A 21,654-nucleotide genomic window follows, 5' to 3' on the forward strand; every position below is an offset into this window, starting at 1 on the left:
AATATTCAATTCCCCTGTAACGGTATTCTTATGCCCCGATCAATCTTCTGGTCCATATTTCACAATATTAGGAGCTTTTACAAAGCTTAATCAACAATAATTTACTTACTTACTGTCAGGCCGGTTACTCCGTATGCCTGTTTGTTGCCCGAGATACCTGCATTATTCCCGTGACATCATTCGACCCTAAAAAATGTTTTCCTGCAAAAGGTATAGTTGCGTTTTGCATAATAGCCGGATTATTTCTGTATGCAAGCAATGCGCTGGCACAGGAAAATATCCCGGCGAAACCGGCAATTACTCCCGACAGTGTTAAAACCGGACAAGTGAGCAAGGTTGGCAGCACAAAAATTTTCAATGCGGATTCGATCAAAAAGAAGGCTTTTAATTCGCCAAAACCGGCATTGAAGATTAATTCAGGAACTATTAATGCTCAACCCGTAAAAAATCCCTTGAAAACGGCGGGAACAAAAGCTGCCGGTATCGCAGACCCCTTAACGCAAAAGCTAAAAACGCTTAAAAAGCAATCTGTAAGTTTTGATCTCACTGTCGAAAGCGATAACAGGTATCAGCCTCTGCCGGTTATTAACAGTATAAACCCGGCATTTGCAGTATTTAACGGCAACAAAAAGTTTGTAAGTGCAATTAATGTAATCGGCGGCATAAACGCCTGGGGGATTCCTTTAAATTTTAATTATACAACCAACCGCAACCTTGCTTATACGCCATCTGCACTAACCAGCAGCTTGTTCAAATTTGATTTTGATCCGCGGAAGTTTGACAGTATGTTATCCAGCGATTACGCTAACTATTACGAACTGCGAAAACGGGCATTTGCAGGGCTTGATCTGTCGGGTTATACCAGCAAATCCGTTGTTGATAAGCTGAAGGCCGAAAATCTTCAGCAGGCTAAACCCACCGGGATTTCTAAATACCTGTCGGCCCGTCATAATATCGATGGCTTGCTTACGCTAAGCGAAACAGCCTTGAAAGATTCGCTTTACAAAATTGCATTGGCCGATTCTACCCTGAAAGCAAATATTGCTTTATCATCTTCAATAGATAAATACAATACCGGCAGAGGATTAAATTACTATGATCTGCAATCCGTTACTGCCGATCAAAAGCTTACCTCTTTTTTAACCGATACTGCTAACCGGGGTTCGCTTCGGGCCATGAACCGGGAGCAGCTTGTTCACAAATTTGCAGAGCAGAGCAGTTTTCCGGATAGGGTTGCTGGCAATGGTGATTTATTCGGTCGGGTAGCGCAGGCTATTACCAATGAAAAAGGTTTAAATGATTCTGTTTCTGTAATAGCAAAGCTCAATGCTGAAAAAGCTGTTGCCGAAAGAAGGCAGCGGTTGTTATCTGAAGCTGATACCGCTTACAGCACCATTTCGGGGATCAAAGAAAATTTGAGTAAAAACGGGTATGACGTAAAAAAAATCCTGCAAATGCAGCAGGTTCTTAACCACAGCGACGGCAACGTAGGTAACTCTGAAATGGGGCAAAATTACCTTAGTAAAGTACCGGCCAATGGCCTTCAGAGCTTTTTTGAGCGGGTAGACGCATTTAAATTAGGTGCTTACGGAAATAATGTTCCCGGAAATGTACAAAGCCGCGATTTGTTTTTAACCGGAACACATTTAACGTTTAAATCGGGCGGTATCCCCATAACATTTGGCTATGGTAATATGAATGACGTGGGTAGTGTAAAGGATAATGCATTTAACAGTTCGGTATACAATACGCCTAAAGCATTCACTTATATCAGTGCGGTACTTAACAGATCGTCGGCCAATAGCGTAAGAGTATCGGTAATAGGCTCTTACAATCAGCGTTCGCAGGGTGTAAACCAATACCAGTTGCCGGCTGTTTCGGATAATAACGTGGTGTTTACTTTATCTAAAGCGTTTACATTTAATCATATAGGGCGTTTTAATGTTGATGTTTCAAAATCAACAAACGTTTCATCTGCAAACTATCTTAACGGTACCGATGCTGTTTTAGAGAAGAAGGGCGGTATGAATTATGATCTGGCTGCCGATATGTTCCAGGCCATGTCTTTTGGCGTAGGGCACAGGCTTGATATCAAAGAACTGGGTTTTTCTGACAATATTTATTTCAACTATGCCGGGCTTGGCTATCAAAACCCGGCAAATGCGGGCTTAGGAGGGGGCCGGATGAGCTTGGGCGGTAATCTGAAAAAGAGCTTATACAAAAATAAACTGCAGCTAACTTTACGTACCGATCTTAAAAACCGCTCAATCAGTTATACCTCAAATGATAAATGGCATTCACTGCAATTCCAGGCAGATAGCAGGTATATCATTAACCGCAAGTTCAATGTCGATTTAAAATACATTAATAACAATACCAATAAAATAGTAAACGGCATAGGCAGCCCGGTTTATTCGCTTCAAAAAGTTGAATTTGACGGTAATGCAAACTACAAAATCGGCAAACGTTACGCTGTAAATCATTTCGGGATTTCTTTCCAGGATTATACCAATGCGTATTTAACAGCGGCTGCGGGCGCAAGCAGGGGCAGTATATTATCTACAAATTTTACACAAAGTGTTGTATTTAAGCGCAGTTCGCTCAATGTGTCTTTATTCTACAACCGCGAACTTTCTACCCAAAAGCTTATCGGCGATATGTTTAATTCCGATCTGTCATACCAGTACGTGATGTTCGGCAAACTGAACATGAGTTCGGGAGTAACCTATCTTGATAACAGCACTATAGCGAGGCAGATAGGCGTAAAGCAGGGGATACAGCTATTTACCAAAAATAATTTTGATGCAGATGCATATGTGGATGTCAGAAAAAACCTGATAACAGCGCAGTATGCCGATCTGTACGCATCGTGCAGGGCCAAATTGATGTTAAGATATCACATTAAATAAATGAAACACCGTATATTTTTAATAGCACTATTAGTTATAACCGCTTTTACATCAAAAGCGCAGATAAATGTGCAGTTTGTGCCCGAAATTTACGGACGTAATATCAGTGGCTTATTCAATTGCCAGTTTATTAATGCCGGGGCCAGGCGGCAGGCCACGCTAACCATTAGCGTTAGCGAGCGCAACGCCGGTTTAATTGCCATGATCCGTGTGCCTGAGTTTGTCATCGCTCCGGGCTCTTCTCCCTTGCCGGTTACAGTTGCCAGGAGCGCTGCCATCCAGATAGCAGATAACCGTTTGGGCAGGCTGGCAAAGCAAAGCAATATGTTTCCGGAAGGTGATTATGATTATTGTTTTGAGCTTACGTTTACCGGATCCGACCTGGGCCCGCAGGAGCAATGTTTCAGCTATGCCCTGGCACCCTTTGCCGATTTAAACCTGATTGATCCGTACGACGGCGAATCCAATTGTAACAAGCGGCCATTGTTCACCTGGCAACCGCTAATTCCGGCTGTACCCGGGTCATATTATCAGTTGGTGCTTGCTGAAATAAAAAACGGCCAAAGCGCTACCGAAGCAATCAATTACAATCTTCCTTTAATCAATCAACAAAATATTACAACGCCGCTGCTTACCTATCCATCCATCGTGCGCGATTTGGAAACCGGGAAAAAATATGCCTGGCAGGTATCGGCCTATAAAGATCAAACGGTGTTAAACCGCTCTGAAATATGGGAGTTTACTGTTTCCTGTACCGATAGTATTAAAAAGAAAGTGGATACAGAATCATTCCGTGAAATTGACGATCTGAGCCGCGGAAATTTTTACATATCCACCGGACATATCAAATTTGCTATAGTAAACTCCTACGAGCAGCAGCCTCTTAACTACGAAATTGTGCCTGTTGACGCGCCTGAAAAAAAGATAAAGCATTTACCTAAAGTTAAGCTCGAGCCTGGTAAAAACTTTATCGATTTGGACATCTCTGCCCTCGGCTCATTCAAAAACGATAAATACTATCTGATGAATATCTCGCTTCGCAACGGGGTAGTAAAAAGTTTGAGGTTTGTTTATAAAAATGAAGAATGAGAAAAACAATAACCCTTGGCATGCTTTGTTGCGCTTTGCTGGGCTGTAAGCAGGCGAATACTAACCTTAAGCAGATAACCGATAGTGGTGTTACGCTACAGGTAATTAATATTAAAAATAACGATAGCGCCGCTACGGCCTACAAAGTGCGGATTGTGCTTACCGGAACCACACTGCCGGAGCAGGTAACATCCGAAGCGAAACACGGGTTACTTTATAATGCCGATAGTTTGTTTTATATCAGCGAAGGCGGCAGGAAGATTTATCCGCAAATAACTCAACCTGTGGCAAACGGCGTGGCAAACACTTTTGAATATCTTGTTGATTTTGATAAGATGGCAACCGGTGCCGATGCCAGTATGATTTATCACGACAAATACATCACAAAAAAAGATTACCAGGTAAAACTGAATTAAAAAGAAGATTGACGATACTGTATGAGCCATATATTTAAACAGAAAAGAAAAATTGCTGTAGTTCTTATTTTAATTTGGGGGTTTAATGTATTTGTACCTGCGGTGTCGTACGCGCTTACCACGGGGCCTGCACAGCCCGAAACGCAGGCTTTTCAACCGGCCGAGGTATCCAATATGGTTGATTTGCAAACCGGGGATTTTAACTATAACATTCCTTTGCTCGATGTAGGAGGATACCCTATAAACTTAAGCTATCAATCGGGAGCAACAGGTATTGATGATGAGGCCAGCTGGGTAGGATTGGGCTGGAGCCTTAACCCGGGTGCCATCAACAGGCAGCTTCGTGGCATCCCCGATGACTTTTCGGGCGATGACGATAAGATGGAAACAGTCCATTACACCAAACCTAAAGTTACGGTAGGGGGAAAAGTAACCGGTAAAGCGGAGTTTTTTGGTAAAGCCGCTAATGGTTCGTTAACCTTTGGTATTTTTAACGATAACTATACCGGTTTTGGAGCGGAAATAGGTGCCAACGCCGGGCTTTCATTTTCATTTGCCAATTCGGGCAACTTAACAGGAGGGCTTGGTATCGGCGTGTTATCCAATACCCAATCGGGTGTAGATGTCTCGGTTTCTCCGTATGTATCTCTGTCGGTGCAGGCTAAAGCAGTTAAGGGGCTTACAACAAACGCGGGGTTATCGGCCTCATTGGGATATAACACACGGTCGGGGCTTAAAAACTTAGCTTTTAGTGGCAGTTTCGGTGCAACAGCGACAGGGTATCGCTTAAAAACGAAATATTTAGGACAGGGTGTTACACAAACGCGAATAGTCCCGGAATCGGCAAGTCAAAATTTTAGTTTTTTTGGATCTAACATTAGTTTTAATACCGAACCGATTTCTCCTACAATCAATGTTCCTTATTTCTCGGATTATACTTCGTTCAGCATCGATGTAGGGCCGGCGGCAGTGGGTGGTTTTGTGTCGCTTGGTGGCACCGGTTATCAAAATGTTCGTTCGGTTAAGGATATACAAAGCTTTAAGCCAGCCTACGGTTTTCTGTATGCCGAGCGCGGAAAAAATAATAAAGATGCTGTGATGGATTTTATCCGGGAGAAAGATAATCCCATCATTCCCGAAATTCCAAACCTTGCTATACCTATTCACACCCCGGATTTGTGGAGTTTTACCAACCAGCTTGGTTCCGGGCAGTTTAGATTGTATCGTAATGGCAGCGGGATTTTTTTTGACAACTATGAATCAGACGAATCAAAGATCGGAACGATAGGCGCTGATTATGGTGGTGGGCAGTATTTTCATGGAGGCTTTACGTACTTTGATCAAAACGGGCATACCACTACGCAAAAGTGGGTTAAAGAAAACCAATATATGAATATTGGCGATTTTCAAAACGAACCCAATGATCCTGGCTCAGAACACGCATATTTTAAACTGATTGGTGAAAAAAATCCTGAAAATAAAAAATTGAAAGATAATGTAGGGGATACTAAACCTTTAAAGGTAAAAATGATGGTGAACGCCAGTCAGGCAGTTGCTCAAGCCGCTTATACCGATCCATCTGTATCTCCCGTCAATATCGGTAACACAAAAAGGCAAAACCGCCGAACCATGATTTCCTATTTAACTGCCGCCGAAGCGAAACTGGGGGGCTTAGACAGGGATATACCGGTATACCAACAAAACACAATATCAGGTAACGTTTATTCGGCATCTCCGCAACCAGCCTCAGTCATAGTACGGGTTGATCCGTCTCAAACGCTTCCTGTAAGAAAGAAAAATCACATTTCAGAAGTGACCGTTACCGACCCGGAAGGAAAGAGAATGGTGTACGGGGTTCCGGTATATAACACAAAGCAAACCGAGTATACTTTTGCTGTTGGGCGCGTAGCACAAAAAAATGGCGGCGACTATACACCTAACATAAACAAGGTAGCCACCCCATCACTTGGTGATCCGAAGGGTATTACCGGTGGAATAGATAATTATTATCACAAAGAAAATACGCCTGCTTATGCTACCAGTTATCTTTTAAGCGGGATCCTATCACCCGATTATGTTGATGTTTTGGGTGATGGCATAACTCCCGACGACCTTGGTACGGCTGTGAAATTTAATTATTCAATGTTGCCCAAGTATTATAAATGGACATCATCGTTTAACGGCGCAGTATTAAATAAAGGCCTGCTTGCCGACCCGGATGATGATAAGGGAAGTATCATAACCGGAGAAAAAGAGTTATGGTATGTTAGCAGCATTGAAACCAAAACACATATTGCTTATTTCATAACCCAGAACCGTACAGATGGCTTAGGCGTATCGGACGAATTTGGAGGCGCCAAGGACCCCGGCAGCCCTCAGAAGAGTTTAAAAGAAATTCGCTTATACTCAAAAAATGATATGAGTAAGCCTATAAAAACAGTCAAGTTTTGCTATACTAATGAACTCTGCCCCAATATCCCCAATTCGGCAAACGGTAGCGGCAAACTTACTTTAAAACAGGTTTGGTTTGAATACGGTAACTCAGATAAAGGGGCTTCACATCCTTATGTTTTTAACTACAACACTACGTCAAGTACCGGCGAAACCGTGGAATACGGTAATATGACATTGAAAAAGGCTCCATATATAGGTCAAGCCGCGGGCGATATGGTGACAGACAGGTGGGGGAATTACAAATTATACAAAAATAACCCGGCCTCGATGGGTAATGATGCCTACCCATATAGTTTGCAAGACCGGTCGATAGCTGATATGGACGCTTCGTTATGGCATTTAAACAAAATATCATTACCAACCGGGGGAGAAATAAACGTTTTTTATGAGGCATCGGATTATGCTTTTGTGCAGGATAAGCGCGCGATGGTAATGTCGTCGGCCAACCTTATAACGGCTCCCGCTTCGGGTAATACAACTGATAATCTGTTAAAAGCTAAAGGTGTCCAGATAAATATCGGAACGACGATAGCACCGGCAATTACTGATGACCCAACGGCATGGTTTAAAAAAAATTTCCTGAATGGGAATAATTACCTGTACACCAAATTTAGGGTGAGAATATCAACCGACTACAGCGAAGGGCCACATCTTTCTCCTTATAAGGATTGTGACTACGATTACGTACCTGTTTATTGCGAAATAAGTAACGTGACAATAGATAGCAATGGCAATGCTTATGTAATGTTTAAAGACATAACCGAGGGTAATGTAACCGCTAACCCTATTATGATAGCCACCTGGCAGCGCCTTAAAAACGAATATCCGCGCTTTGCATACCCCGGTTTTGACAGACGTAATAAAAATGCGAGCAGTAGCATAGCATCAGTTGTAGCTGCAGTTGTGGCAGCCGTATCAAACTTCTCTGAACTTACCGGTAGTTTTTATGAGAAAGCCTATAGAAAGGCTCAGGATAAGTTTTTCGCTAATGAAATTAAACTGAGTGATAGTTTTGTTAAAATAGTAAAAATTGATGGTAAAAAGCTTGGTGGCCCCGCCCGGGTAAAGCGGGTGCAGCTTGTTGATAACTGGGACACCATGACCGGTGGCGCAGCCCAACTTGCCGGTCAGTACGGACAATCATACGATTACACTACAACCCTTAACGGATCAACAATAAGCAGCGGCGTAGCCACTTATGAACCTGCTATCGGCAATGATGAAAATGCACTTAAAACTGCCGTGCCTTATATTCAAAAAATTAAGGGAGCTATAAACAATTATTTTAACCTCGAAGAGCCTTTCGTTGAGTCGCTTTATCCGGCACCTGCTATTGGCTACAGTAAGGTAACTGTGCGGGATGTTGACCAAACAGGTGCTATTTTACCGCAGCGGGGTTATAGCGTACACGAATTTTTCACCGCCAAAGATTTTCCCGTTAAAGTAACCGCGCTTCCTATCGATCCATATCCCTATAAGGATCATGCCACCTTTGGTTTGGTTACCTCAAACAGTGTAGATAAAATTGCCTTATCACAGGGATACAGCATCGAACTGAATGATATGCACGGTAAGCCCAGAACCGAGCGTACTTTTAATGCCGCGGGATCTGAGCTTGCTTCAACAGAGTATCATTTTGCTACCGATGACAAGGAAGTAAATCTGGACAATAACGTTACTGTATTGGATAAAAACGGAGCTGCTTCAAACCAAATTATCGGGCGGGATATTGAATATTTTAGCGATTTCAGGGAACAGGAAGAAGTAAATTCCGGACGTACGGTTAACCTTGGTGTCGATGTGATCCCTTTCTTTATTCCACCGGTGTTACCAATACCGCACTTCCCAACAGGTACCAATAATAGTTACAGCTTATTCCGGTCGGCCGTTACGCTAAAGGTTATTCAAACCTACGGTATTATGGAGAGGGTAGTTAAAAAGATAGACGGATCAACCATCACCACCGAAAATGAAGCTTACGATATAACTACCGGCGAACCGATTATTACCCGCACTAACAACGAGTATAAAAAAAATATTTACACCGCTTCGATGCCGGCTTATTGGGCCTATCCGGGCATGGGCGGGGCTTATGCTAACGCCAACGCGGTATTCCAAAAGCTTTCTGTTGATGCCAACGGATTGGTTACCACATCAGGTGCTTTACAATACCTCAATATCGGCGATGAGTTATTGGATATTACCGAAGGCGAAACCACCACTAAGCACTACTGGGTTATTGAAGATCAGGCTTCGCCGGGTTCAAATTCGCGCCGTTTAATTACTGCCGGCGGAGCGCTTGCAACCGCTTTTACCGATCGTAAGCTGAAAGTTATCCGTTCTGGTTTGCGAAATATGCTCAATGCCTCCGCCGCATCCTATACAAGTTTGAACGATCCTATAGTGGGCAATATGCTCAATATCAGATCAAATGGCGATCTAACAGGGATGGCTGTGCTGAATGCTTCGGCTACTACTTTTAACAGCACCTGGCCAACATGGGTGCCTTGCGAATCGGTTACTAATATTGATTATAAGGATCATGGATCTCCAACACCTGTTTTCACCGATGAAGAATTCAAAATCAGGGCGGCATATCCTCACTCTTTTCATGGCTCAAACGGGACTTATTATTTAGATCAACCAGAACAAGTTGTGTCTAATGATTATTTTAAGGGGCGTTTAGATAAGGTGGGTGTGTGGATAAATAAATATCATTATGAAACTAACCCTATTGGTTTTACTGCAAAATTCCACGTTGATGAAAGTAAAGTTTATTATGTGGGATATTCTGCTGATGATACCTATACCATTTATTTTGATGGTAACCCAGTAGAGAAGTCGATGCCGCATTTGGCATCAGGTAATGAACTCCGTTATTGGATGATTAAGGCAATACCCCTCGAAGCAGGAGATCACACAATTTATGCAAGTGCTACTAATCTACCCAGTTCGAGTGATGAGACCTTAAATCCCGGATCAATAGGTCTCGAAGTATACAACAATACGCTCGGTGAACTGAAAGCCCTGCCTGTAAATAACACAACCGGCCCTAATTGTTTATTTTCCACAAAAAAATGGAGAGATGTGGCACCTCAGGATCAACCGGATAAGGCACCGAAGGACCAGGTTGATAATAGAAATACCTTCATTTCAAATGGTATAAGAGTATATTACAATTACGATACCAGATCATTCTTCAATCCCTTTACGGCCGGAGTGCTCGGTAATTGGCGCCCTTATCAAAATAAAGTGTTTTTACAAAAAAGGGCTTATCCTAAACCGGCTAATGCTAATACTGCAGCTAATATTAAAAATGCAGGATATATCGATAAATTCTACTCCTTTTGGTATTTCGATGGTGTTAAATGGGTGCTAAATTCCGTTACCGGTGCAAGCCGTTGGGTAACGGGTAATACCATGACCGCTTATGACCGTTACGGGCAGGAACTTGAAAACAAAGACGCATTGAACCGGTACAGCTCTGCCATATATGGGTTTGCAGGCAGTTTGCCGGCAGCAGTGGCATCCAATGCTAAAAGCCGCGAGTTGTTTAGCCAAACTTTTGAAGATTACCCTTGGGGAATCGGTCGCGATCGTTATTATAGTTCATGTAACTCCGGCCAGTTAATTGTAAATGGCGGCGCGATTAGTCAATACATTTCGCATACGGGAAGAAACAGTCTGTCGATACAAAATGCAATTGAAGTTGACGCGAACATCCATTCAAAAGAGTTCGGAATAACCAATCTCCTGAAAAATAACGGTAAAAATGAGTATTTGCCTATAACTGATCTGGGCACTTATGTTAGTAACCTGTTTGAGCCCGACAGATCATCGGGCGATTACATGCTGAGTTTATGGACCAGGGATACCGGCGATGCCAATAAAACGGTTAACATAAACGTATCAGTAAACGCCGACGGCGCGGTAAGCGATATGGCCTGTAAAGCGGTAGTGGAAGGCTGGAAACTGATTGAATGCCGGATTAAGCTGCCAACAACTGTTGATGGGCTTCAGCTTAAAATTACCCCGGTTTCGTCGCTTGCGCCTGTTTACCTGGATGATATCAGGATGCATCCGTTCAAATCGCACATGAAAACCTATGCTTATGATAATAAGAGTCTGCGTTTAATGGCTGAGTCGGACGAGAATGCCTTTGCTACTTTTTATGAATATGACGATGAAGGGCAATTGGTACGCGTTAAAAAAGAAACCGAACGCGGTATCATGACTATTAAAGAATCCCATTCATCTTATCGGAAAAAACCAATAAACAACAATGATTGTCAATAAAGTATTTAGCGGTAGGCTTTTTGTGCTGCTTCTGCTGCTTTCAGCATCGTTAACTGGTGCGGCGGTGGAACGAATACCTACAACTGCCAAAAGTATCGTACCTGTGCGCGGAATTGTTACCCGCCAAAAAACAACCGGTATTGTTTATGATAAAGCGATATTGAACAGGCTTGGTTCAGTGTTTAAAAAATATAATACTGATAAATTGAGTTACACTATCGGCGGTGAGATCTCCATGACAGATAAAGCCGATAATTCAAAAAAAATGTCGCATGTAAACTTTTTGCTAAGTAAACACGCGAATGAGTTTTACTACCAGTTGGGAAGTACCCAAACGCTTAACGCCGGTGGCACTTATCTGTACATTGATAATAAAGGCTATACCATACTGGCCGGCCCTCAAAAGCCGGTGGTGGGTAACGATTCGTTTAAATCCCTGTTTTCCGACGAAATGGCCAAAAACCTCCAGTCAGAACATTATGAACTTTTAAGTTCGCGTAAGGGTGCCGAGCAAACCATTACCATGCTTAACGAGCATCATATTAGCTGCAAGCAATATGCAATAACCATAGATACAGCTACTTTGCGTATAAAAAAAGTATTTATCAGGTATACCAATTTCAATGCACCGCTGCGTACCGATAATGAAAAAGTGGTTACGGTTATGATCAATCAATGGACCAATGCCGGTGCGCCAGGTAAGTATTTGGTGGCCGACGATGTTGTTACTCGAGATCGTCATCATAAATATAAAGCCCGTGGTAAGTACCTTAAATATCAAACGGTAAACCTGTAATTAAGCCGCCTAATCCCCATGCTAAAAACCTTATTCACATTCATTTTAGGATTTATTTTTCTTGGTATCAGCTTGCCGGGCTTTGCCGGTATTGACGAAACCACCAATAAGATTTCGAGTCCGTTTACAGCTAACGTTAGTAATGTAACCATAAAAGACCGCAAATTTGAAAACGCCGATTATGTTTGGGATACTGATGTGTTAGGTAGATCAGTAAAAAATACGGTAAGCCTGAGGGTAAATGATAATGTTTTACTCTACAAGTTTACTTACAAAGTTGATCTTAGCATCCAGATTTTTACCCAGCCTGGCAGCACCTCTCCATCATCCACAGAAACAACTTCATTAACTGTTACATACGATCCCCTGGCAGCGTCGGGTACTACTGTTAAAAGTATTGATACCTATAATGTTATTAATCCCGGTTTTAAAATAATAGTGAAAGTAGTGGGAGTAACCGCTATTGAAGGTGTTGCCCCCGGTGCGGATATGGTAAGGCTTGAAGGAACCGTTACTGCCGATCATACCGTTAAGTTTAGCGATGACAATATCGTTATCACCGCACCTACACCTATCACCAATAATAAGCTTGCCATATCAAATGTGTTAGCCAAAAGTGCCGAGGAGTATGATATAGAATGGACCACCATCGAAAAAGGAAACGATTATTATAGTGTTATTGACAACTATATGAACTCGCGCCCGGCACAGGTTGACCTTGTTATATCTAACATATTCGAAAATAATGCCACCAGGGTAACTATAGACAGGCACAGCTATTCGATACCGGTTATTACAGATAATGTGGGGTATTTGCTGGTTAGGGTAAGGCAGGTTCAGTATATTGGCGATGTAAGGAAAACGGGTAAGTGGAATTATAACGCAACCATATCCGGTACTAATAAATATGCTATCTGGCCAACCACTTCAAATGAGGATGGGCTTAACTGGCAATATTCAAATTCATTTGCCGAAGAGGGGAAAAGCAAAGAGGTAATGAGTTATTTTGACGGTACCTTACGCGGCCGGCAAACGGTTACCATCAACACCTCTGATATGGTGCCGGTTGTACAGGAAAACGTTTACGATCAGTTTGGCAGGGTAGCAGCAAGCATATTGCCGGCGCCCTATATCGATGCTGTGCCGACAATAAAATACAAGAGCAATTTCAACACACTTTCATCGGGGCCTTATACTTATACAGCATTAAATACTGTAGGCTCTAATTGTGAAATAAATCCGCAGCCGCTTAGTACCGCTTCGGGAGCCTCACAATATTATTCATCATTTAATGATTTTAAAAACTTACCTGCCAATAATAGCCTGTACAGATCTTTCAATAAGCTGATCCCCGATGCTGAACAATATCCGCTTTCGGTAACCCAATATACTAATGATAATACCGGCCGGGTAAGGTTACAGGGAGGGGTAGGCGCAGCGTTTCAACCGGGTAAAGCTGCACAAGGCGAAAAAAGCAATACCACAAAGTACTATTACGGCAAACCCGATCAGTGGGAGCTGGACCGCCTGTTTGGCAACGATGTTGGCTACGCCGAACATTACCAGAAAAACATGGCTGTTGACGCTAACGGGCAGGCGAGTATAAGCTATCTCGATGCTTCCGGCAAAACCATAGCCACAGCTTTATCGGGCGACAAACCGGCATCACTTGATAATTTGCCATCGTACCTTGATCAGGACCCGAACGCTCCGGCCACCAACATTCAAGTTTTAAAGCCCGAGCAGTTTGTATTTAACCGGGCCGATATGAAAATATCGGCAACCACCACCTACCTGGCAGCTTCGCAGGGTACGGCAACGTTAAGCTTTGATGTGCAAAAGCTGATTGACCTTTATCCCGGCGGCACGCTGCAAATTTGCAGCAACTGTTATTACAACATGACTATCAAAATAACTGATAATTGTAATAACCTGATTAGAGAAACCAGCGGAATAGTACAAATTGGCTCGCGTACTTCAAATTGCAGCGATAACGTAAAGTACACCGGTACGCTTGATAACATCAACTTTGATAAACCGGGCGAGTATTTTGTAACGGTTGAGCTTGCATTTGACGAAAAGGTGATTGACGCCTATGTGGATAATTTTGAATCGCAGGCAAAGCGTAACGGTTTTTTGCAGGAACAGTTTAATTTTATAAAAACCTATTACCTCGATAAGCTGGATATATCGGGCTGTTATGCCGATTGTCACACCTGTACTACCTTACTGGGCGAGCAGGCCACCTTTGTGCAGATGCTAAAGGATAAATGCATTGCGCTGGATCTTGACCCCGCAAGTGTAGCATCGAGCGTGTTTAATGACTGGGCCGTTAACATGTACAACACATTGAAGGATAAATGTGATGGCATGCAGGCCACCTGTGATTATAATCCCTGCGATGACGTTGAAAAGGAAATGCTTGCTGATGTAAGCCCGGGCGGGCAATATGCTTTATTTAAAAGCGATGGTATGCCGCTTGAACCGAATATAAATGTTATTACAAAAATTGTAGGCGGAACCCCGAACTACCGGCTTAAATTTCCGGTAAAACCCAGTGCGGATGCTGATTATCAGGCAAATCTTGTTGTAAGGGAAAACGGTACGGTAACCTCACCATATGATGCCAATTTTGGCGTAAGCGATTTTATCAGGTATTGGAAACAGGAATGGGCCAGCAAATTTTTACCCGACCATCCTGAATATTGTAAACTGCAATTTTGCTACGCTACTTCCGACTCAAAAAATTGGGATCTCCGCGCCGACGACATTTCAGCAATAGCAGATATTTACAAGCTGAAAAAATCAGGCCTGGCCATACCCGATTATGATTCAGGAAATAATGACGACTGGCTGCTTAATCACGATCCCTATTTCTTTGCCGACGCAAAGGGGAAGGATTATAAGTCTTTAATGCTGGCTGATTTACAGAATTATTCAAAATATGTATTGAGCCTCCCACCGACTGATACTCAAACCGGTGAAGTGATTCCGGTTAAAGGCCTGCTTAAGTATGTTGATTTTATCACTTATTGTGCTGTGGCAGGAGGTACCACCAACAGTTCATCGGCTGATAATAGCTGGAATAGCTGCCAGCCATCAGAAAACTGCCGCGTAAAGGACCGCGAATGGCAAACTTACATCCGCCTTTATCAAAGCCTGAAACAAAAATACCTGGACATGGGCCAGGGCAACTATTGTTATGCAGTAAGACCTTTACCATGTTCGATAGGATCTCCCTCAACTCCTAAACTACCCGGGCAATGTCCTTCCAAAAATGACTTTACGATTATGCGTGACCCCGAACCGCCTACGCCGGTTCCGGATGGTAAGCAAAGTATAATAGTTTCTTATAACAACGGCGCGCTTGATGTGCCTGTAAGTTTAACGCTACATACGCCGGTTGCTGATATTACTGATGGATTAAGCTTTGCTGTAAATGATCGTTTAAAAAGGATTTTAGTTGCTGCGGATTTACCTGTAAACAGCATGGGCATCAGTACGCTTAATTGTGCCGGTAGTGCATATAATAATGGTAGCTTAAAGATATCGGTTGTTGAGGAAGCTCCATCCCAAAATGGTGCTTGTTATATCGCGGCTACCTATTTAAAACTCCTTGATCCGGATGGCAATCCCATTAATGCAGCCAGCGATATCACAGTGAGGTTGTCTTTCGCTAAAACCGACTATGATTATGGCGGAGGTGATCCAAACGGACCACCGCTTGAAACCCACACATCTTACAAAAATGTTGATTTAATTATACCTGCAAACTCGTCGGTTAGTTCTAAGTACTACACTCAGCCAATACTCTCAAATCAATGCAGGGATTTCGTAGAGCGTTTTTCATGCGGGGTATGGATTATCGGGCAAAGTGATGTGGTATTTCAGCCCGGCATCGCTAAATGCCCTGCCCCACCACCTGTTTCCGACCCTTGCACAAGCTACGCTGGTAAAACATCCCGTTTTCCTACCTATCAGGCACCCGTGCTTTCGGGCTATACTATAGCTGATGCACAAGCACTCGGCTCAACAACAACCGGCAGCTCTGTTGCCGACATCAAAGCCCAGGCTGCGGATATTTGTACCAACAATGCGAAATACTGGGTTGAGGAAATACTCGGGCCTGGTATAAAGGCGGCTTATCCATCCACTTATAATACTGTAAAAGCTGCATTGCAACCCCGCCTTGCAGCAGTTTGCAGCGCAGGAGCTGATTTTTACCATCCGTTTGGTGCAAGTACACTATCCACCGGTGTAACCTCTTACGGTGATCATAACTTTGGCGAAGCTATTAAAGCAGTACTGTATCCCGGTAATTCAAGTGCACGTTTTACTCCGGGAATAAACCCATGGCTTATTGAAGCGCCGGGGCCGGCAAACACAAAACAGCAAAGCGCGGCGCGTGTTGCATCGCAAACTACTGCCGATATCTGTACACGCCTTGCCACTTTTAAAGCCGAAGCCGCTGCAGCGAGCCTGCCTTTATACGATTACTTGCTGGTTACCTTTAAAGATGGTATGTCGCTTTCGCGTGCGCAGCTGGATGTGCTCCTGAAATCATGCGATCAGTGCCGCTTTATTACCACCGAGGATGTCACCCTGCCTGCATTTCTTGATCCGGTTTACTCGTACGATGATCATTCCATTCCTGATGATCCTACTAATACTTTTAGAAAAGGCTACGTAGAGAAGAGCGATTACCTGGCGGCTAAAGGCGCTATGCAGAATGAATTTCAGTCGGTTAGTGTTTTAGAGGCTGATCCTAATTATCGCATTATCCTGGCAAGTTACATGAACCAGCGTTTTGGTTATGTGCTTTCGTATGATGATTATATTGCTTTTGAGGCCGGGTTTGCTGCCAACCCTAATTTAAGGCTTTGCAACAAGCTTCCGTTTTCGGCCATCAAAGCTGATCCAAATGCCTGCGCCAAAGCCGCGCTCGAAACAGCTGTAAACAGCGGCCGGCGCGATTATGAAATTTATATTAATGAACAGCGTGCAAAATTCAGGGCCGATTATATCAACGTATGTAAACTGGCCGCAGTCAATGCCAGCCTGGCAACCAAACAAAATATTTATCACTATACGCTTTATTATTACGATCAGAGCGGTAACCTCGTACGCACCGTTCCGCCCGAGGGTGTGCATTTATTAACTGCCAGCCAGTTAACCTGGGTTAATGATGCACGCATTAACAACCCGGACCAGGGTATTGGCGATATGGATCAGTACCGCGCTACGATTATCGAAAACGGTAATACTGCTGCCTTTAACACGCTTTCAACATACTTTTCGGCTGCGGGCAGTTCGCGCGCAATCGAGATGTGGTTGTATAACCCCGATAATGCCGTTAACCAGTTTATACAGGAAACGCCCGATAAGCAATACCTGTTCCAGGTGAGTATTGCCAATAACAGGCTTAACGTGGATATTTATAAAACCACCGAAACCGTTGTTAATGGTCAGGCCAGCTTGACTTTCACCTTATCCAATAATTACAGCGGCAGTATTGCCAGTTTGGCACCGCTTCATCCATGGACGCATCTCGTTATCCAGTCTACCAATTTCATGACGCCGGGTAATTTAAACGTGTACATTAACGGCCGTAAAATAGCTAACATATCCGGCACGCAACCGGGTAACGCTCCCTGGCTGGTAAAGCCAAATGGGGCTTCGATAGATTACCCGACCAATATGGCTACCCTGAAACACCTGCGTTTTTATACCAGGTTTTTGGGTGGTACCGAAATAACTACCAATGCTGGTAACGTGGTGTTTGTGCCAAGTAACAAATCGGGCATGACCTGGTACCGCTTTAATAAACCTGTAGCCGGCGGCCCAACCACCATTAACGGCACTACTGACGAAACCAAGGTAATAAGCGTATATCCCGAGCATACCCTTGCCACCAACTATACCTATACCACCGGCAACCAGGTGCTCACCCAGCAATCGCCCGATGGCGGACTCTCTAACTATTGGTTTGATTTACTTGGCCGTATAACAGCATCACAAAATGCTAAGCAGGCCGGCGAAAATGCTTTTTCGTATACCCGCTACGATGGTTTGGGCCGAATAACCGAAGTTGGCGAGAAAACAGGTCTAAGCGCGCCCGTAGCTGCTGAAGTTGGAACGGTAGCTGATTATTTTACAGAGAATACACGTACCGACTTTTTAAATGACGGTACCAATAAGCAGGTAACCCGCACCTATTATGATGTTCAGGCTTCTGTAGCTGCTACCGCAGCAGGCTCAGCCACCGGCGTAACCGCCCTGCCCGAGCAAAGTAATTTACGCAAACGCGTATCGGCAATTACTTACAGCGATGATGCTACCGGCCCGGCCTTGCGTGCCACTTATTATAATTACGATATTGACGGCAACGTAAAAACCCTGTGGCAGCAAATTGACGGCCTTACCGATGGCAGTGCCGACAACCTGAAACGCATGGACTACGAGTATGACCTGATAAGCGGCAAAACCAATTTTGTAAGCTACCAGAGCGGAAAGGCCGACCAGTTTTACTATACCTATAACTACGACGCCGAAAACAGGCTTACCGCTGCCTTTAGCGGTACCCGGGCCATGATTAACGGCAGTACCGGCAGCCGCATTTTATGCGGCAACAAAACCATGAACGCCAGCTACAGCTATTACCTGCACGGCCCGCTGGCCCGTACCGAACTGGGCGATGCCATGGCCAAAATACAGGGTATTGATTATGTATACACCCTGCAGGGCTGGCTTAAAGGTGTAAACAGCACCTCGGTACTGCCTACACGCGATGCCGGCGGCGACGGTAATTCCGGAAGCAAGATCCCGAGGGACGCCTTTGGCTATTCCTTAAGCTACTACGGTACCACCGCAAAACCCGATTATACCACGGTTACTCAAAACGCTAACCCTTTTGATGATGCTGTGCTGGGAACATTTAAGCCTTTGTATAACGGTAATATAGCAGCTTCATCCATGAACCTGCCTAAGCTTAATGCTAACAATGATCCATGGCATTTTTATACTTACCGGTACGATCAGCTTAACCGCCTTACCAATACCGACGTGTTTAAGGCCACTGGCAATACTACCGGTTTGGCCGGTGTAGCGGGTACGAATGATTATCATGAAGATTTTAGTTACGATGCCAACGGCAACATATTTAAAGCCAACCGTAAAGGTACCGGCGGGCTTGATATGGATAAGCTGGAATACCTGTACGATAAAGATGAAAACGGCAATTTAATTAACAACCGCCTCAGGAGCGTTAAGGATAATGTTCCCTCTGCTGCTTTTGCAGATGATATCGACCTGCAGGCTGCCAATAATTATACTTACGATGCCATCGGTAACCTAAAAACCGATGTTAAAGCTGGCATAACAGGTGGTAATGGTATACAATGGAGTGTTTATGGTAAGATATTGAGCATTCCCGGCACTAATTCCCTCAGCTATACCTACGATGCATCGGGCAACCGTGTAAGTAAAACCATACCGGGCAGTAAAACTACCTGGTATGTGCGCGACGCAAGCGGCAATACCATGGCTGTTTACGATAACATTCCGCGTACCGGTGAGGTTGTCGGCATTAACTGGCGCGAACAGCAGCTATACGGCAGCAGCAGGCTGGGTATCTGGACACCGAATGTGAACAATATTACAGCCACCACAGCCCAGCAGGCCGCGCTTCAAAGCTGGGATACCTGGGGCAATAAACAATACGAGCTGGCAAACCACCTTGATAATGTGATGGCTACCGTTACCGACCGCCGGGTGCAACATACAACGGATAATACAACTATAGACTATTATTTAGCTGATGTAGTAGCCGAGCAGGAGTATTATGCCTTTGGTGCCATTATGCCGGGCCGGAGTGTTAATACGGCTGGATATAGGTATGGGTTTAATGGCAAGGAGAATGATAGTGATGTAGGAAAGGGGACAGGGAATCAGCAGGATTATGGAATGAGGATTTATGATCCGAGGATTGGGAAGTTTTTGAGTGTAGATCCGTTGACGAGCCAATATCCATATTATACTCCTTATCAATTTGCGGGTAATACTCCAATACAGGCAATTGATTTGGATGGGAAAGAAGAATACCATTACACTTTAAACTTCAGCAAAAAAACAGGTATTTCAGTGTTGAAGTTAAATAGCGCAAAGCAATTACCCTCAACCAACATATTTGGACAGGCTTATCCTGGCGGCCAGCTAAAGAAGTTTTTGGTAAATTATCATGAAGATGATATTAACCTTAACTATACATTTCACATCGGTTTTTACGGGAACGATGGCTTGATGTCAATTGATATATTTGAAATCTGGAAACAGCATCCAAGTGCTGAACTTTTTAATACGTTATTTCTCCCGGACTATAAGCGAGGGGACCAAAAAGAAGCTTGGAATGTTAGAAATGCCCAAGTGAAATTCCTTCAGGCAATTTTGTCTGCTGTTCCTTTAGGATTTTCAGGTTTTGAGCCGGTAAAATTTAAAGACAATGAACCAGGGGCTAAACAAATAAATAAAGAGGTGAAAAAGATATCAAATGGGGGAGGAAAACCCAGACTTGATGAAAATGGCAATCAAAAAGTGTTTAGAAACGACAACAATACTTCAACAGAAAGAAAATGGGAAGGTGCTCTTGAATGGGAGGTTGATGTTCCAGGAAAACCAAACGTTTATAGAATTTTACAAAAACAAGTCGGTACGGACGTTAACGGCAATCCACTCTACAAGTACGGCTGGTCAAGAGACCACTACAAAAATGTTTATGATATTATGATTAATTTGAAAGATTTATAATGTTAAAAGTTTCATTAAGTATTGGTAATCATAAGTTGATTGACTGTCAATATGTTTATTTAGAGCCATTTGCAAGCGATAGTTTAAGGAAATTTACTTTCTACGGCATTAAATCATCCAATAAAGATTTATTGTATGCGATAGAAACGTGCGAGATATCGGCAAATGATTCTATTGAGGTTAAAATACAAAGTCAAAAAAAAACAAAAAAAAGGTTTTTGGTCAATAAATTTAAAATATATATAAACGATTTTGAAGTCTTTAAAGGTAATTCATGGTGGGTCTCTGGGCTTATATATGATGATCACTTTGAAGCATATCAACAAGGTGTAATTGACATATTAAATTTATGGAAAAAAAATGAAGATCTTAATTGGGCGGAAATCCCAAACGGCTCATCGTTGAAAAGCAATTATTTTCAATGTTGCTTTTTATATTCGTCGCTCAGCACAAATATAGTGAAACGTGATTACTATAAATTCGATATGTCCTTGATACAATCATTTGAAGATTTTATATACTTCGCCAGCAAAGAATTTACTGGAGATAAAGGATATTTTGGCCGCGATCGGTATACATTTAAGGATTGTCTTTTAGAAGTTTATCATAATGGCGACTTGAAAGAGCAGCGACAAATTGTCTTTTTTAATATTAAAAAAATGAAAGATTTAGGAACGGTGGAAATTTTAAGTGAGATTAAAGAAGTACTGCGTCCATTTAATTTTTCAATTAAAGAATTGCGATAGTCGGTAGTGTACCCCCCTGCTACTGCAAGCGTCCTCGCTTGTGGCCTTTATGCAAAGTCGCAGGTGGGATTGATAGTCCTAACAGAGTCACAAGCGAGGATGAATACCGTTAAAGAACCCGGAAAAAAATAGAGGTAAGTAGATAA

General features: G+C 43.2%; 7 protein-coding genes. All 7 read left to right on the top strand.

The window, feature by feature from the left end; all coding sequences use genetic code 11:
• The first annotated feature begins 170 nt into the window (after positions 1–170).
• Genes HYN43_RS00290 through HYN43_RS00320 form a run of 7 tightly spaced genes read left to right on the top strand, consistent with a single transcriptional unit; the run spans position 171 to position 21,508 of the window.
• Positions 171–2,909: a hypothetical protein gene (locus HYN43_RS00290; RefSeq protein ID WP_119407548.1), complete on the top strand. Its 2,739-nt coding sequence runs from the start codon at positions 171–173 to the stop codon at positions 2,907–2,909.
• Positions 2,910–3,998, top strand: a complete 1,089-nt coding sequence (locus HYN43_RS00295) for a DUF928 domain-containing protein (protein ID WP_119407549.1) — start codon at positions 2,910–2,912, stop codon at positions 3,996–3,998.
• On the top strand, positions 3,995–4,414 hold the full coding sequence (locus tag HYN43_RS00300; protein WP_119407550.1) for a hypothetical protein: 420 nt from the start codon (positions 3,995–3,997) through the stop codon (positions 4,412–4,414). Before HYN43_RS00295 ends, HYN43_RS00300 begins: the two co-directional genes overlap by 4 nt.
• Positions 4,415–4,435: 21 nt before the next feature.
• Entirely contained in the window at positions 4,436–11,164 is a 6,729-nt protein-coding gene (locus HYN43_RS00305) for a hypothetical protein (RefSeq protein ID WP_119407551.1), read from the top strand.
• Positions 11,151–11,960 (top strand): hypothetical protein, encoded by an 810-nt coding sequence (locus tag HYN43_RS00310; protein WP_119407552.1) that lies wholly within the window; start codon positions 11,151–11,153, stop codon positions 11,958–11,960. Before HYN43_RS00305 ends, HYN43_RS00310 begins: the two co-directional genes overlap by 14 nt.
• 18 nt (positions 11,961–11,978) lie before the next feature.
• A complete protein-coding gene (locus HYN43_RS00315) occupies positions 11,979–20,762 on the top strand; it encodes an RHS repeat-associated core domain-containing protein (protein ID WP_119407553.1) in 8,784 nt (2,927 codons plus the stop codon).
• Positions 20,762–21,508 carry a hypothetical protein gene (locus HYN43_RS00320; protein WP_119407554.1) on the top strand — a complete coding sequence of 249 codons (747 nt, stop codon included), beginning with the start codon at positions 20,762–20,764 and terminating at the stop codon, positions 21,506–21,508. Before HYN43_RS00315 ends, HYN43_RS00320 begins: the two co-directional genes overlap by 1 nt.
• Positions 21,509–21,654 lie beyond the last annotated feature (146 nt).

The sequence above is a fragment of the Mucilaginibacter celer genome, assembly GCF_003576455.2.
GTDB classification, from domain to species: domain Bacteria; phylum Bacteroidota; class Bacteroidia; order Sphingobacteriales; family Sphingobacteriaceae; genus Mucilaginibacter; species Mucilaginibacter celer.

Bases quoted from the DNA above. Each gene is read 5' to 3' on its own strand.
- HYN43_RS00295 (WP_119407549.1), top strand. From the start codon at position 2,910: ATGAAACACCGTATATTTTTAATAGCACTATTAGTTATAACCGCTTTT.
- HYN43_RS00300 (WP_119407550.1), top strand. From the start codon at position 3,995: ATGAGAAAAACAATAACCCTTGGCATGCTTTGTTGCGCTTTGCTGGGC.
- HYN43_RS00305 (WP_119407551.1), top strand. From the start codon at position 4,436: ATGAGCCATATATTTAAACAGAAAAGAAAAATTGCTGTAGTTCTTATT.
- HYN43_RS00310 (WP_119407552.1), top strand. From the start codon at position 11,151: ATGATTGTCAATAAAGTATTTAGCGGTAGGCTTTTTGTGCTGCTTCTG.
- HYN43_RS00315 (WP_119407553.1), top strand. From the start codon at position 11,979: ATGCTAAAAACCTTATTCACATTCATTTTAGGATTTATTTTTCTTGGT.
- HYN43_RS00320 (WP_119407554.1), top strand. From the start codon at position 20,762: ATGTTAAAAGTTTCATTAAGTATTGGTAATCATAAGTTGATTGACTGT.